Source organism: Clostridium sp., from assembly GCF_036569345.1.
Taxonomy (GTDB): domain Bacteria; phylum Bacillota; class Clostridia; order Clostridiales; family Clostridiaceae; genus Clostridium_AD.
In genome coordinates this window covers 16411-31105 of sequence record NZ_DATCQT010000202.1, presented here as the reverse complement: position 1 = coordinate 31105, position 14695 = coordinate 16411, and the positions used below count along the sequence as shown (strand labels likewise).

Below are 14695 nucleotides of genomic sequence, written 5' to 3'. Positions count from 1 at the left end.
TTTCCGAATAATAAAACGTATATTTTGTATAAAAGAAATTGGAAATCATATGATTTCCAATTTCTTTTATACAAAATATACGTTTTATTATTCGGAAAGTGTTAAGTTTATTTTTATTGTCTTTGCATTTCTAATTAATTCTATTTTAATAACATCACCGGATTTATGTGTACCTTTAATCTTATTTATTTCTGCTACAGTTTTAATCGTTTGGCCATCAAACTTTACAATTGTATCCCCAGGTTTTATGCCCGATTTTTCTGCCGCACTGAATTCTTTAATTTGTGTTACATATACTCCTACTGGAATATTATATTGCTTCGATATATCTGCAGTAATGTCTCTGCAAGTTATTCCTATATTAAGAACTGGTATAATTAAATTTTTTATTTTAGGATTTATTGTGTTAATTGGTATTGAAAAACCCAATCCTTCTACCCCTTCAACACTTATTTTAGCAGTATTTATCCCTATAACTTGACCCCTAGAATTAACAAGCGGGCCACCACTATTCCCTGGGTTAATAGCTGCATCTGTTTGAATAAATTTAAGGTCTTTATTTTCAATGCTTACTTGCCTATTAACTGCACTAACAATTCCTGTAGTAACAGATCCTAATAACTCTTTTCCTAGGGGATTACCTATTGCAACTACTGATTCTCCTACTTGAAGTTTATCTGAATCTCCAAATTCGGCCACACCTGGAACCTTAGTATTATCCGCTAGTTTGATTACAGCTACATCAGCTTCAACATCATAATTGATTACTTTTGCAGAAACTTCTTTTCCATTACTTAGCAATACTTTAATACTCTCCGCTCCACTTATAACATGATAATTTGTTAAGATATATCCATCTTTACTAAAAATCATACCGGTTCCCACACCTTCTTGAGGAGTAGTCTGGTTGCTAAAGTCACTACTTACAGCAGCGCTTGTGGTAGATATTGCAACTACTGCAGGACTTACCTTTTTTACAATTTCAGGTACAGTTAAATTTTGTTTACTGTTCGTAGTAATAAGACTTGCTTTTGAATCCGTAGCAAGATTTGTAGAAGTTGCTACAGGTGCGCTAGAAATTGTTGTATCACTTGAATTTCTCATAATATTCATTGTAACAATACCAGAACCTATTCCTCCAAGTGTAGAACATATTATACCTACTAATATGTATGATACTATTCTTTTTCTCATGCCACCTTTGTGTGTTTTTACATTTTCATCATTTAATGACTTGTAACTATTATCTTTATTAGGCACATCTAAGCTTTGTACTTCTTTAGACTCATCATTAAGCTTATTTACCGTAAGGTTTTCATTAGCCACTTCATCAGTTTTTTTTATATTATCACTATTATTTATGGTTTCACTACCATTTATGTTTTCGCCATCATTTATGTTTTCACTATCATTTATGTTTTCATTATCATTTATGTTTTCATTATCATTCATATTTTCGTTTTCACCATTTGTTTTATTAACTTCATTATCATTTCTATCATTCATAACTATTTTCCTCCTTTTTTATTTCTGTAGTAGATATCTGTTATTAACTTTTGTTATCAAAAATATTTTAAGAAAATATGACTTATATATACTATTTTATACTTAAGTTTACATTTGACTTTAATTATATTCTAAAGCTTTTATGTTACAGTTTAGTGACAAACTTGTTAACAAACATTGAACTAATGTTATATATTTCTTATTCTCTGTTAAAATATAAAAAATACCTCTCCTAATTTATTTAGAAAAGGTAATTATTAAATTTCATTGTTCTTACTATTTATTTTCAAAAACTAATTTGTATTATTTATCAGTATATAACTCAACTATTTTAAGTATCACTTCCACAGCTTTTTCCATTGCAAATGTTGGTATAAATTCATATTTACCATGAAAATTCTGACCACCTGTGAATATATTTGGAGTAGGAAGCCCCATATATGAAAGCCTGGATCCATCTGTGCCTCCCCTTATAGGAACCATTATAGGATTTATACCTACTTTCTTCATTGCCAAAAACGCTGTATCAACAATATGTTTAACTGGCTCTATTTTTTCTTTCATATTATAATACTGATCCTTGACTTCTATTTCAACTGTGCCATGACCATATTTATCATTTAGTTTATCTGCTACATTTTTAATAAATATCTTTCTATTTTCAAAACTCTCTTTATTAAAGTCTCTTATAATATACGCAAGTTTCGTTTGTTCAACTTCGCCACTTATACTAGTCAAATGATAGAATCCCTCATAACCTTCAGTCGTTGCTGGTGTTTCATTTTGAGGCATGGAATTTATAAATTCATTTCCTATAAGTGTTGAATGAATCATTTTCCCTTTTGCTGAACCTGGATGAACATTTCTTCCATGAATACAAATTTTTGCTCCTGCCGCATTAAAATTTTCGTATTCTAATTCCCCAATAGTTCCCCCATCCATAGTATATGCAAAATCTGCACCAAATTTTTTCACATCAAAAATATCCGCACCACGACCTACTTCTTCATCTGGCGTAAATCCAATACAAATACATCCGTGTGGAATATTAGGATTTTGAGTTAAGTGTTCTACAGCCGCCATTATTTCTGAAATCCCTGCTTTATCATCAGCTCCAAGTAATGTCGTCCCATCTGTAGTAATAATAGTTTTCCCCAAATAATTCTTTAATTCTGGAAAATCCTTTGGGGATAACACTACGTTATTTTCTTTATTTAAAACAATATCTTCTCCATCATAATTTTCAACAAATTTAGGGACAACATTAATACCTGGCATATCTGGAGAGGTATCCATATGTGCAATAAATCCTATAATCGGTACATTTTTTTCTACATTCGAGGGCACGATCGCCATCACATATCCATTTTCATCTACACTTGCTTGTTTTATACCCATTTCCTTTAATTCCTTAACTAATTCCCTTGCAAGTGTCATTTGCCCATTAGTACTTGGAACTGTAGTTGATTCCTCATCAGATTTAGTATCATAGCTTACATATTTTAAAAATTTTTCTATAACTTTAGACATAAACTCATCTCCCTATTTTATATGGCTCTACCTTCATAATTAAAAATCTATAATTCTGTCTTCAAGAAAGTATCAATTAATTTTTCCGCCATTCTCTTTTGCATATTAGCTTTGTTAATAAGTAACAATATCATTGATATTAATTCTATTAACTCTCCATCCTCTTTCCCCATTTCTTTGACTTTTTCTTTTATAAATTCGGTATCTTTATCTATATCTATTGCAAACTCTTTATTTTGAACTTCTTTAATATCTAAAAAATTATTATACAAATCTTCTAATGGAATGCTTGTGCTCTTGGGAGCTCTTAAATCAATGATAGGATCAAATATCGTATTAATATCATTAATTGAAACAATTTGCTTTAAATTATAAATAAGGGTCAGAAGAATGATATGTTCCTTAGTATATTTTTTATTTTTTGCTGGCATGAGAACTTTACCTTTAGTATAATTATTAATCATAGTTTTTGTAAGAATTTTATCTTCCTCATTCCTTTTAAGGTTTCCAAGCTTCTCATTAAAAAATGTTGTAATCTGATCCATATATAAATCAACACAAGGTATCTCTACTAAACTAATATCTTTTGCTCCTATAACCTCTTCTACTAATTTATTTAAACTATCCTTATTATAATCCATTTAGTCCACCTCCCCTTCATTATATAGTATTAATTACCTGTATTCTATAATTAGTAAAATTTATTAATATTTTTTGTCCTCATTTTCCATTTAGAAATTCACAATAAGGTGCTATAGGGCATATATCGCAAGTAGGTTTTCTAGCTTTACATATTTTTCTTCCATGCCATATAATGTAATGATGAGCATCACTCCACATTTCTCTAGGAATATTTTTCATAAGTTGTTGCTCTACAATTTCAACATTTTTTCCCGAGGCTAGTCCAATTCTTTTTGACACTCTAAAAACGTGAGTGTCAACAGCAATAGCAGGAATACCGAAAGCATTAGATAAAACCACATTAGCAGTTTTTCTCCCCACTCCCGGAAGTTCTATTAATTCTTCCATGGTGTTTGGTACTTCACCATTATATTTTTCTAATATAAGTTTTGTAGCACCTATTATGTTTTTGCTTTTATTATTATAAAATCCACAACTCATAATTTTTTTACCAAGCTGCTCGCTTGATAAAGTAATCATAGCTTCAGGTGTATTATATTCCTTGTACAGCTGAGATGTAACAGTGTTTACCCGTACATCTGTGCATTGTGCTGATAATATGGTTGATACTAAAAGTTCATAATGTGATGTAAAATCAAGTCCACACTTAACCCCTGCATATGTTTCACTAAGAATCTCAAGTACAATTTTAATTGTTTTCTTTTTCATAAAATCACCCGCTTTTCACTATTAAAAATACGTTGTCCACCTTTAAAAGAGGTAAACAACGTAATTGTATTACCTAGTACCAATTCCTTTAGCACTTAATTTTTCCAACATATCAGTAGTCATTTTTTCCAAATCGTATTTAGCAATAAATCCCCACTCATCCCTAGCACAAGTTGAATCCATTGAATTTGGCCAGGAATCAGCAATACTCTGCCTTACTGGATCTACGTTATAATCGATTTTAAAATTCTTAATATGTTTTTTAATTTCAGCAGCTATTTCGTCTGGTTCAAAACTCATAGCTGCAATATTAAATGCATTTCTATGTTTTAGTTTTGTTTCATCAGCTTCCATTAAATTAATTATTGCATTTATGGCATCTGGCATATACATCATATCCATTTTTGTTCCTTTATCAATAAATGAAGTGTATTTGCCCGACCTTAATGCTTCATAGTATATATCAACAGCATAGTCAGTTGTTCCACCACCTGGGAGAACTTTATAAGAAATTAAACCAGGAAAACGTACGCCTCTTGTATCAACTCCAAATTTTGTATGATAATAATCACATAATAATTCTCCTGAAACCTTATTTACGCCATACATAGTTGTTGGTCTTTGAATTGTATCTTGAGGAGTATTATCTTTAGGAGTAGAGGGCCCAAAGGCTCCTATAGAACTTGGTGTAAATAACTTGCACTTAAGCTCTCTCGCAACTTCCAATGCATTTATAAGTCCACCCATATTAATATTCCAAGCTAGCAATGGTTTCGCCTCCGCTGTCGCTGATAATAATGCTGCTAAATGAATTAATGTATCTATTTCATATTCTTTAGCAATTTTAAGCATAGTTTCATGATCAGTTACATCTAGCATTTCAAATGGTCCCGAAGTAACTACTTGGTTCTCCTCTGGCTTTCTTAAATCTGTAGCTATTACATTATCAATGCCATAGATTTCTCTCATCTTCATTACAAGTTCTGAGCCTATCTGACCTAAGGCTCCCGTCACTAATATCTTTTTCATCCTATTCCCTCCATATCCAAATAAATGTATAATTTAATTACATTTAATATTAATTTAGGTATAACACCTAGTTACAGTATTATACCCAAATTAAATATTTTTTATTTAATTATACCCATTTGTCTCCCAACCGTTGCATAGGTAGCTAAAGCTTCATCTAACATTTCCTTTGTATGAGCTGCTGTGGGCATATTTCTTACCCTTCCTGTTCCTTTTCTAACAGTTGGAAATACTATTGATTTTGCGTAAACTCCACCATCAAAAAGCCTCTTACTAAATTCTTGAGTTTTAACTTCATCTCCTATTATACATGGAGTAATTGGGGTTTCACTATTTCCAATATTAAATCCAAGTTTTTTTAAACCATTCTTCAAATAGTTTGCATTTTCCCAAAGTTTTTCATTTAACTCAGTGCTTTCTGTTAGAATGTTAATAGCTTCTATAGCAGCCCCTGCCGATCCTGGAGTTAGTGATGTTGAAAATAGGAATGGTCTTCCACGAACCATGAGCCAATCAATTAAATCCTGCGAACCAGCTACGTATCCACCCACGACTCCAATAGCCTTTGATAAAGTTCCAATTTGAAAATCTATTTTATCTGACAACCCAAAGTGATGTACAGTACCCGCACCTTTTCCAAGGACTCCTGAACCGTGTGCATCATCTACGTATGTTATTAAGTCAAACTCCTCTGCTATTTTAACAATTTCAGGAAGTTTTGCAATATCACCATCCATGGAGAATACACCATCAGTAATAACCATGATTTTTTCATATAAACCTGATTCTACTGCTTCTTTTGCCTTATTCCTTAAATCTACCATATCAGAGTGTTCTATTCTTATAATTTTTGCACCAGATAATTTGCATCCATCTATTATTGATGCATGATTTAACGAATCTGATAAAATAGCATCTTTTTTATTCATCACTGCTGAAATTGCGCCCATATTACAGTTGAATCCCGACTGGAAAGCGATAGCAGCTTCTGTATGTTTAAACTTTGCAAGTTTATGCTCTAGTTCCATGTGGATTTCTAAAGTACCATTTATTGTTCTAACAGCACCTGCACCTGCACCATATTTCTTAGTTGCTTTAATAGTAGCTTCAATCATTCTAGGATCAGTAGCAAGCCCTAAATAATTATTAGAAGATAAGTTAATTAACTTTTTATCTCCGATTGTTATAATAGGTCCATTTGCACTCTTTAGTATATTTATTACATTATATAAACCTTTACTTTTTAAATCTTCTAAATTTTCTTTTAAAAACTTCTCTAATACTTTACTTCCCATAACAACATACCTCCAACCTTTTTTTTATATTATTAGAGTTTGCTCTTATTTTCAGTAGAATATACTCCCCTATACTGCTTTGGAAGCATAACAGCTATATTTGACATTATCTCATTCATAACCCTATCATAATATTCGTTTTTATCTTCATCTTCATTTTTACTTTGAAGCATAATAGGATCACCAATACTAATATTTACATCTGCATAATGAAATCTTTCTAAAGCCATATCACTATTAATTGGTAATAGCTTTTCTGTTCCCCATATTCCCATTGGAACAATTCTTGCCTTTGACAATTTAGCCATTAATATAAGACCTCTCTTGCCCTCTCCCATTTGTCCATTTCTGCTTCTAGTGCCTTCTGGGAAAATCATAATATTATTTCCTTGCTTTAACGTGTTAACAATTTTAGATATAGCTTCCTTATCTGCTGAATTAGGTTTTAATTGTATAGTTTTCGCTACATGAAACCCAAGTTTAGTAAGTCTATTATCTGTTAGCTTTACACCAGCAACAAAAGTTACATTGTTGTCTTTTAATAGCCTATTCAAAACTATACCATCTGCATTACTTAAATGGTTACATATGAAAATTATAGGAGATTTTATATCTTTAATTTTCTCCATTCCAGTAGTTTTAATGTTTGCATATTTATTAATATATGAATCTAATAATTTATTTGCTATAAATGATACAACTTTATCTGGCATTATGTCTATTACCCTTAATAATACTTTCGAAATCATCTGAATTCCACCTTTCATAAAAAATAACTTATAAGGTTATTATAATTTGAAAACCTTTAAAAGTCTATAATAATAGTCACTTATATAAGGTGATGTATCCTTACATATAGTTATAATCTTAGCTCTTTTAATGAAAATTGCATTAATAATAACATTCCTTCTAAGAATATTTTTACCTCTCCATCCACAAGAAGTTATTTTGTATTTATCCTTAAATAACTTATTATCAATATTTATCAATTGTTCCAAGTTAATTTTTTCCATGTATTCATAAGGTCTAAATTCTTCAATAGAACTAAATTTAATTTCTTCATTGCACGGACAGACCCTCTGACAAGTATCACACCCAAATAATCTACCATTTAATTTTTCAAACCAATAATCCTCGATATCTTTTTTCTGAGTTATATATGATAAACATATATTGGCATCATTATTCACTCCTACTTCGCCACGTCTTATGGAATTTGTAGGACATGCTTCTAAACACACTTCACAATTACCACATTTTTGATCAATTGGCTTATCAGGTTCTATTATTAAATCTGTTATTATTTCTCCTAAAAAAACATATGAGCCATATTTTTCTGTTATCAAAGTGTTATTTTTACCTATGAACCCCACTCCAGCATGCTGCGCAATATACCTCTCTGGAAGTGCATTGCTATCCACGAAACATATAGCTTTTGAGCCCATGCCGCGAAGAAATTCACAGATTTTTTCCATATACTCTTTTGTAACAATGTGATAATCTTTTCCTAGGGTATATTTTGAAAAATACGTATTCTCATTGAAATCTAAATTATATAAATATGGAAATGCAATTGAAATTATAGTTTTTCCCTCTGACATATATAAAAACGGATTTATTCTCGCATCTACATCGTTCTCCTCAAATTCATTTTCTAATCCAAGTTTTTTTCTTTCATTGAAATAAGGACTTAGCTCATGAAATATCCTACACTCGCTAAATCCTATAACATCAAGTCCATTTTTTTTGCAAAATTCTATTATTTTTTTCTTAGTATTCATTTTATAATTCCCTTTTATATTACCATTTCATTATATATTCTTTTAGTATTACCCGCATAATCCTTAATTTCTATTATTGTGAGATCATTTACAAAAATTACTCTAGCAGGTATACCTACTGCAGTTGCCCTTGGCATTACATCTTTTAAAACTACCGCATTTGCACCAACTTTGCTTCCAGCACCTATATTAATCGGTCCCAAAATTTTTGCACCCGCACCTACTACCACACCATTACCTAAAGTAGGATGCCTTTTCCCTATATCCTTACCTGTTCCACCTAGCGTAACCCCTTGATACAATGTCACGTTGTCACCAATCTCTGTAGTCTCTCCGATAACTACTCCTGTTCCATGATCTATAAATAATCCTTTCCCAATTTTAGCTCCTGGATGAATTTCTATTCCAGTAAAAAACCTAGCTGTCTGAGATATAGATCTAGCAATAAAAAATCTTTTATGATTATACAAAAAATGAGCTATTCTGTATATCATAACAGCGTGAATACATGGATATAATAATACTACTTCTACCCAATTCTTAGCTGCTGGATCTTTTTCTAATATATTGTTAATTTCATATTTTAATATTTTAAACATATTATAATTCCTCCTATAGAATTATAGTTTGTGAATACCCAAATCCGTGTTATTATATATAAATTTGGATATTCAAAACTCTCACACTTGGCACATTTAAATAAATAAAAAGTCAGTATGTTAGTAAATTTTCATGTGCCTTATTTATCTATAGATTAGAAATAAATGTTTTAACTATAAATCTAGTCATATATACCCATTGAAATATACTTTTCTCCACCATCAGGTGCAACGGTAACAACTTTTTTGCCCTTGCCTAATTTTTTAGCAACTTGTATAGCTGCTGCAATATTAGCTCCTGTTGAAATTCCTACGAGTATTCCTTCCTCTTTAGCCATTCTTTTTGCTATATCAAAAGCCTCTTCATCAGTTATCTTTATAATTTCATCAACTACACTACTATCATATATATCTGGTGTGAAACCTGCTCCTATTCCTTGTATTTTATGTGGACCAGGTTCTCCTCCTGATAAAACTGGAGATTTCGCTGGTTCAACTGCAACCACTTTAATCTCTTGTCTAATTTCTTTTAATCTTTTACCTACACCAGTAATTGTTCCACCAGTACCTACTCCTGCTACAAAAACATCTACGTCTTTTACGTCACTAATAATTTCCTCTGCAGTAGTAGCGTAATGTTTTTCTGGATTAGCTACATTAACAAATTGTTGTGGTATGAAATAATTTGGTTTTCCCTCTGCTATTTCCTTAGCTTTATTTATAGCACCCTTCATACCTTTTGAACCATCAGTAAGAACAAGTTGTGCTCCATATGCCTTGATCAAATTTCGTCTTTCAACACTCATGCTGTCTGGCATTACAATAATTACCTCATACCCTTTAATTCTTCCAATCATAGCGAGTGCTATTCCCATATTTCCGCTGGTTGGTTCAACTACAGTAAATCCTTCTTTTAGTACCCCTAATTCCTCAGCTTTTTCTATCATTCCAAGTGCCGCTCTATCTTTTATGCTTCCAGCTGGGTTGTATTTTTCTAGTTTCACAAAAATATCAGCCATATCACCACTAACTAATTTACTTAATTTGAGGACTGGTGTTCCTCCTATCATATCTAAAACATTGTTATACATCATAATAATATCCCTCCAATTTTAAAATAAGTAATTCACATTCATATCTCTCAATATTTTTACATTTGTACGACTTTCTAAAATGAAAAAGTAAAACATTTATAATTATTAGTGTGTTATTTCACAAGTTTTTGGGTACAAAAAAAACTCCCTCTGTTATTAGAGACGAAGTTTTACTTCGTGGTCCCACTCTAAGTTACAATCACTAAAGTAATTGTAAATCCACTTTTTCAAGCACACTATGCTCTATCACTATAACGGGTGAAACCCGATGCAGCCTACCTGTGGCAAATAAAAGCAAATAATAAGTTATTATTTATTTTCATAAACCTAATTCGGTGCATAACTCCAAAGGGCACTTCATATAAGTTTCCTATAAGAATCTTCTCAACTTTAGATTCTCTCTCTGTAAATTCTTCTTATATTACTTTCCTTTTTCTTAGTATTTTTTATTATTTCCTAGTATTTCACTATGAATTACTTTTATTATATTATATTCTTAAACTTAAAATATGTCAATAGTATTTTATTTGTTTCTTTGGATATTATTTCCGAAATCTGTTTTTAAAAAAAATAAAAAAAGTAACATATTTACGAAAAGGCTAGTTCACATAGCATTTCGTAAACATATTACTCAAATGTTCTAAAGATTGGAATTCTTTATATATTGTGATGTACACTTACCTATATTGTAGTTGTTTTTTACCACATTTTCAAGAAAGCCATACCCATGAGTTACACTCCCACAAGCAAAAACTCCATTTATGTTAGTTTGTGAATTTTCATTTAATTCAATTCTCCCTGTAGATGAATTAACTAGTATTTTTGCCTGTTTTGCGAGTTCATTGTCAGGATACAAGTCTACAGATAAAAGTAATGCATCACAAGTAATATATTCCTTACTACTTTCAATAATTTCGTTTTTATCATTGAGTTTTACTAAAGTAATTCCTTCAATCCTATTTTTCCCTTGAATATTAATTATCTTATGCTTTATTCTTAATGGTATATTAAAATCAATAAGCGATTCGGCCAGTTTTTTATCTGATGCATCAATAAAATCTTTACTTTCAACAACGGCTTTAACATTAGCTCCTTCAATTGCTAGTCTTCTTGCAACTATTAAAGCAACATCCCCTGTACCTAATATAACTATTTCCTTCCCTGGCATATATCCTTCTATATTTATAAATTTTTGTGCACACCCTACAGTGTAAATGCCTGCACATCTACTTCCAGGCAAATTTGAAAATCCTCTTGGTCTCTCTCTACACCCTGTGGCAATTATTATAGCTTTAGCTGAAATTTTAAAAATTCCACCTAATTCATTCATCGCGTTAATTTCTTTATTACCATTTAAATTTAAAACAGTAGTATTCAATTTATATGAAATATCTAGTTCATTAACTTTATCTATAAATTTCTGTACAAATTCTGGACCTGTTAAGTCTTCATTAAAAATGTTTATTCCAAATCCATTATGAATACACTGATTTATTGTTCCACCTAACTGATTTTCTCTTTCTAAAATTAAAACGCTACCATTGTAGAGTTCCTTAGCTGAGATAGCAGCTGAAAGGCCTGCTGGTCCTCCGCCAATTACTACTATATCGTATCGCTGCATTCCATACCCTCCAGTTGCAAGGCACCTTTGATTCCATTTTTTTAAGACGCCTAATATTATATTTAATAAATACACGTAAAAACCTGTGAAATTAATTTCACAGGTTTTATTTGGCAGGGGTAGTAGGACTCGAACCTACAACCAATGGTTTTGGAGACCACTACTCTACCAATTGAGCCATACCCCTCTATTAACTTTTAAAATGTAAAAATGGCAGGGGTAGTAGGGCTCGAACCTACAACCAATGGTTTTGGAGACCACTACTCTACCAACTGAGCTATACCCCTAAAATACATTTGTATTGTATCATGTGGTTTAATAAAATGCAAGATTTTTTTATATTTTAACTCATTAAGAAACGTAGAAGTAAAATTACGTGATCCCCTCCCACATTTCTTAATGTTTATTTTACTGTTAATGTTTATTTTACTGTTAAGGCTTATTCGACATTAAACCCTGCAGCTTTTACCTTTGCAACAATGCCCTCAAAATTGGTAGTTTTAAGTCTTAAAATAATTTCTTTTACTTTAGTAAGACTTTTAGGATCAATAACTACAAAACTAATTATATCACCTTTATTTTCAGTTATTACTTTTGTAAGCTTAGAAATCTGGCCTTGAATATCATAAGCTATAACTGCTAATCTTATTCCTTGATTAACCCCAAATAATTCAGTAAATTGATGGAATATAGCATTATGTGTTACTATGCCCTTAAACTTACCATCGCTATTCACAACAGCAACAAATGCAACTCTCCTTGTTTCTAAAAACTGTACAGCTTCTTCTATTTGTTGCATTGGGTCAATAACAGGCACATCAGTTCTCATTACGTTTTCAACTAAAAAATCAGATAACAAACATTTTTTTTCAATGCATTTATCATAATAGTAAGCATAAATTTTTTCTTTTGAAATTGCTCCATAGAATTTAGTATCTTCAACCACTGGAATTGATAGAAAATTGTTTTCATTCATAATTTCTAGAGCTTTACCTATTGTCTCTTTTGGTGTTACCGTAATTAAATTTTCTTCTAATAGTGTCAAATTATTAACAAACATTATTTTCCCCTCCTTATATGGGTATATTACTTATTATACATTATATTGTAATTTAAGTTTAATAAATTTTAATAAAATAAATAATACAATATTTACAAAAATAAATTTATTTAATATGGGTAATCTCCTAGATTTCCTTTTCTTTTTTTATGTTTTAGGATAAAATATTTAGTGAGGTGAAACTTATGGAATTTATAGTAACTACCGTAGATGAAACATACAAATTAGGAGAACTATTAGGTGCCCTTGTAAATTCAGGGGACATCATTTGCTTAATTGGTGATTTAGGCACTGGCAAAACTCATTTAACAAAAGGAATTGCAAAAGGCTTAGATATTAAGGACCATATTACAAGCCCTACATTTACAATTGTAAATGAATATACAGGCAGATTAAAATTATATCATTTTGATGTCTACAGGGTAAATGACCCTGACGAGATAGCAGCAATAGGTTTTGATGAATATATATTTAGTGATGGGGTAAGTGTTATAGAATGGGCTAATTATATTAAGGATCTTATTCCGGAAACTAATTTAACCATCGAAATAGGAAAAAATCTTGAACTTGGAGAAGATTATAGAAAAATTAATATTAGTTATTCAGATAATAGATATGATTACATAAAGGAGATAAAACTATGAAAATTTTAAGTATAGACTCTGCTACGCAGGCCGCAACTTGTGCTATTCTTGACGATAACAAAGTACTTGGTGAAATAACATTTAATTATAAAAAGCAGCATTCTGTAGTACTTATGCCTATAATAGATGAATTGTTTAAAAATACAGGATTAAACATTAGTGAAATTGACGCATTTGTAGCCTCTAAGGGACCCGGTTCCTTTACAGGGCTTAGAATAGGTATGGCTACCATTAAAGGCTTAAGCCAAGGCACTGGAAAGCCTTTTGTAACTGTATCTACCTTAGATTCGCTAGCATATAACCTAGCATATACTGGTGGAGTTATCTGTCCTATATTAGATGCTTTAAGGGATAATGTTTATACGGCCTTATATACATTTAATAATGACGAGCTTACGCGTATTAGCGATTATGTTAATATTTCAATAGATGAATTAGTAACTTTGCTTAAAGATAAGGATTGTTGTATTTCCTTTGTAGGAGATGGAACTGAAAAATTCAAAGAAAAACTTATATCAAATTTACCTATGGTTCGTTTTGCTCCAGCGCATTTGAATATTGCAAAGGCTTCTTCTCTTGGAGAATTAGGGCTTAAGCTTTTATCTAATGGAATAGTGGATGATATATATGCATCTGTGCCTATTTACCTACGACTTCCTCAAGCTCAGCGTGAGTACGATGAAAAGATGAGGCTACTTAAAAATGAATAATGATTTTAAAATTTTTCCAATGGATAAATTCTCTATTTTGCCTATACTCAATATTAGTGAATTAAGTTTTGCTATTTCTTGGAGCCTCGAATCTCTCGAAAGTGAACTAGATAATAAGTTTGCAAGATATGTTGTGTTAAAGAGTGGAAATTCTATAATAGGGTATGGTGGTATGTGGGTAATTTTAGATGAAGCCCATATCACTAATGTTGCAATTCACCCAGAGGCTCGTGGCCAAGGCGGTGGAGATATTATCGTGGAAGCATTATTTAGGATCTGTCGAAAGCAAAAAGTTACAGCAATAACCTTAGAGGTTAGAAGTTCGAATTTCAAAGCCATAAATTTATATAAAAAGTACGGCTTTGAAAAGGAAGGCGTAAGGCGCCATTATTATGAAGATAACAAAGAGGATGCAGTAATTATGTGGAATCGAAACTTATAGATACATTTTAAAAGCACTAAAAAATAAGCGGGTA

The 14695-nt window shown here is 31.2% G+C and carries 15 protein-coding genes and 2 tRNA genes; 3 read left to right on the top strand and 14 right to left on the bottom strand.

Going from position 1 to position 14695, the window contains the following annotated elements:
* Positions 1 to 87: 87 nt before the first annotated feature.
* The 14 genes from VIM70_RS21335 to VIM70_RS21270 form a co-directional block, all read right to left on the bottom strand.
* The gene (locus VIM70_RS21335; protein WP_331947797.1) at positions 88 to 1506 is read right to left on the bottom strand and encodes a S1C family serine protease; all 1419 of its coding nucleotides are present in this window, start codon (positions 1504 to 1506) and stop codon (positions 88 to 90) included.
* A gap of 303 nt (positions 1507 to 1809) precedes the next feature.
* A complete protein-coding gene (gene pepT, locus VIM70_RS21330; RefSeq protein ID WP_331947796.1) occupies positions 1810 to 3036 on the bottom strand; it encodes a peptidase T in 1227 nt (408 codons plus the stop codon).
* A 47-nt stretch (positions 3037 to 3083) separates the two neighbouring features.
* A complete protein-coding gene (locus VIM70_RS21325; protein ID WP_331947795.1) occupies positions 3084 to 3677 on the bottom strand; it encodes a DUF1836 domain-containing protein in 594 nt (197 codons plus the stop codon).
* A gap of 79 nt (positions 3678 to 3756) precedes the next feature.
* Positions 3757 to 4386, bottom strand: coding sequence for an endonuclease III (gene nth, locus VIM70_RS21320; RefSeq protein WP_331947794.1), 630 nt, complete (start codon positions 4384 to 4386; stop codon positions 3757 to 3759).
* Positions 4387 to 4455: 69 nt separating this feature from the next.
* Positions 4456 to 5415 carry an L-threonine 3-dehydrogenase gene (locus VIM70_RS21315; RefSeq protein ID WP_331947793.1) on the bottom strand — a complete coding sequence of 320 codons (960 nt, stop codon included), beginning with the start codon at positions 5413 to 5415 and terminating at the stop codon, positions 4456 to 4458.
* Positions 5416 to 5516: 101 nt separating this feature from the next.
* Positions 5517 to 6710: a glycine C-acetyltransferase gene (locus VIM70_RS21310; protein WP_331947792.1), complete on the bottom strand. Its 1194-nt coding sequence runs from the start codon at positions 6708 to 6710 to the stop codon at positions 5517 to 5519.
* Between the two features lie 32 nt (positions 6711 to 6742).
* Positions 6743 to 7459, bottom strand: a complete 717-nt coding sequence (locus VIM70_RS21305) for a lysophospholipid acyltransferase family protein (protein ID WP_331947791.1) — start codon at positions 7457 to 7459, stop codon at positions 6743 to 6745.
* A 39-nt stretch (positions 7460 to 7498) separates the two neighbouring features.
* Positions 7499 to 8491 carry a tRNA epoxyqueuosine(34) reductase QueG gene (gene queG, locus VIM70_RS21300; RefSeq protein ID WP_331947790.1) on the bottom strand — a complete coding sequence of 331 codons (993 nt, stop codon included), beginning with the start codon at positions 8489 to 8491 and terminating at the stop codon, positions 7499 to 7501.
* Positions 8492 to 8505: 14 nt separating this feature from the next.
* Positions 8506 to 9090 carry a serine O-acetyltransferase EpsC gene (gene epsC / locus VIM70_RS21295; protein WP_331947789.1) on the bottom strand — a complete coding sequence of 195 codons (585 nt, stop codon included), beginning with the start codon at positions 9088 to 9090 and terminating at the stop codon, positions 8506 to 8508.
* Between the two features lie 182 nt (positions 9091 to 9272).
* Positions 9273 to 10184, bottom strand: coding sequence for a cysteine synthase A (gene cysK / locus VIM70_RS21290; protein ID WP_331947788.1), 912 nt, complete (start codon positions 10182 to 10184; stop codon positions 9273 to 9275).
* Between the two features lie 640 nt (positions 10185 to 10824).
* Positions 10825 to 11805, bottom strand: coding sequence for an NAD(P)/FAD-dependent oxidoreductase (locus VIM70_RS21285; RefSeq protein WP_331947787.1), 981 nt, complete (start codon positions 11803 to 11805; stop codon positions 10825 to 10827).
* A gap of 111 nt (positions 11806 to 11916) precedes the next feature.
* A tRNA-Trp gene (locus VIM70_RS21280) sits at positions 11917 to 11992 on the bottom strand.
* 24 nt (positions 11993 to 12016) lie between these two features.
* Positions 12017 to 12092: transfer RNA gene (locus VIM70_RS21275), tRNA-Trp, on the bottom strand.
* A gap of 152 nt (positions 12093 to 12244) precedes the next feature.
* Positions 12245 to 12865, bottom strand: coding sequence for a CBS domain-containing protein (locus VIM70_RS21270; protein ID WP_331947786.1), 621 nt, complete (start codon positions 12863 to 12865; stop codon positions 12245 to 12247).
* A gap of 185 nt (positions 12866 to 13050) precedes the next feature.
* Between VIM70_RS21270 and tsaE the strand changes: the two genes are divergently transcribed.
* From tsaE to rimI, 3 genes are read left to right on the top strand one after another with little or no spacing between them, the layout of a single operon-like run.
* The gene (tsaE, locus tag VIM70_RS21265; RefSeq protein WP_331947785.1) at positions 13051 to 13509 is read left to right on the top strand and encodes a tRNA (adenosine(37)-N6)-threonylcarbamoyltransferase complex ATPase subunit type 1 TsaE; all 459 of its coding nucleotides are present in this window, start codon (positions 13051 to 13053) and stop codon (positions 13507 to 13509) included.
* Positions 13506 to 14219, top strand: coding sequence for a tRNA (adenosine(37)-N6)-threonylcarbamoyltransferase complex dimerization subunit type 1 TsaB (gene tsaB, locus VIM70_RS21260; protein WP_331947784.1), 714 nt, complete (start codon positions 13506 to 13508; stop codon positions 14217 to 14219). Before tsaE ends, tsaB begins: the two co-directional genes overlap by 4 nt.
* Positions 14212 to 14661 carry a ribosomal protein S18-alanine N-acetyltransferase gene (gene rimI / locus VIM70_RS21255; RefSeq protein ID WP_331947783.1) on the top strand — a complete coding sequence of 150 codons (450 nt, stop codon included), beginning with the start codon at positions 14212 to 14214 and terminating at the stop codon, positions 14659 to 14661. The genes tsaB and rimI overlap by 8 nt, the downstream gene beginning before the upstream one ends.
* Positions 14662 to 14695: the final 34 nt, after the last annotated feature.

What these genes read in the sequence shown, in the direction of transcription:
- VIM70_RS21305 (WP_331947791.1), bottom strand. Translation starts at nt 7,459, where the DNA reads ATGATTTCGAAAGTATTATTAAGGGTAATAGACATAATGCCAGATAAA.
- tsaE (WP_331947785.1), top strand. Translation starts at nt 13,051, where the DNA reads ATGGAATTTATAGTAACTACCGTAGATGAAACATACAAATTAGGAGAA.
- epsC (WP_331947789.1), bottom strand. Translation starts at nt 9,090, where the DNA reads ATGTTTAAAATATTAAAATATGAAATTAACAATATATTAGAAAAAGAT.
- cysK (WP_331947788.1), bottom strand. Translation starts at nt 10,184, where the DNA reads ATGATGTATAACAATGTTTTAGATATGATAGGAGGAACACCAGTCCTC.
- VIM70_RS21310 (WP_331947792.1), bottom strand. Translation starts at nt 6,710, where the DNA reads ATGGGAAGTAAAGTATTAGAGAAGTTTTTAAAAGAAAATTTAGAAGAT.
- VIM70_RS21335 (WP_331947797.1), bottom strand. Translation starts at nt 1,506, where the DNA reads ATGAATGATAGAAATGATAATGAAGTTAATAAAACAAATGGTGAAAAC.
- queG (WP_331947790.1), bottom strand. Translation starts at nt 8,491, where the DNA reads ATGAATACTAAGAAAAAAATAATAGAATTTTGCAAAAAAAATGGACTT.
- tsaB (WP_331947784.1), top strand. Translation starts at nt 13,506, where the DNA reads ATGAAAATTTTAAGTATAGACTCTGCTACGCAGGCCGCAACTTGTGCT.
- nth (WP_331947794.1), bottom strand. Translation starts at nt 4,386, where the DNA reads ATGAAAAAGAAAACAATTAAAATTGTACTTGAGATTCTTAGTGAAACA.
- pepT (WP_331947796.1), bottom strand. Translation starts at nt 3,036, where the DNA reads ATGTCTAAAGTTATAGAAAAATTTTTAAAATATGTAAGCTATGATACT.
- VIM70_RS21325 (WP_331947795.1), bottom strand. Translation starts at nt 3,677, where the DNA reads ATGGATTATAATAAGGATAGTTTAAATAAATTAGTAGAAGAGGTTATA.
- VIM70_RS21285 (WP_331947787.1), bottom strand. Translation starts at nt 11,805, where the DNA reads ATGCAGCGATACGATATAGTAGTAATTGGCGGAGGACCAGCAGGCCTT.
- VIM70_RS21270 (WP_331947786.1), bottom strand. Translation starts at nt 12,865, where the DNA reads ATGTTTGTTAATAATTTGACACTATTAGAAGAAAATTTAATTACGGTA.
- rimI (WP_331947783.1), top strand. Translation starts at nt 14,212, where the DNA reads ATGAATAATGATTTTAAAATTTTTCCAATGGATAAATTCTCTATTTTG.
- VIM70_RS21315 (WP_331947793.1), bottom strand. Translation starts at nt 5,415, where the DNA reads ATGAAAAAGATATTAGTGACGGGAGCCTTAGGTCAGATAGGCTCAGAA.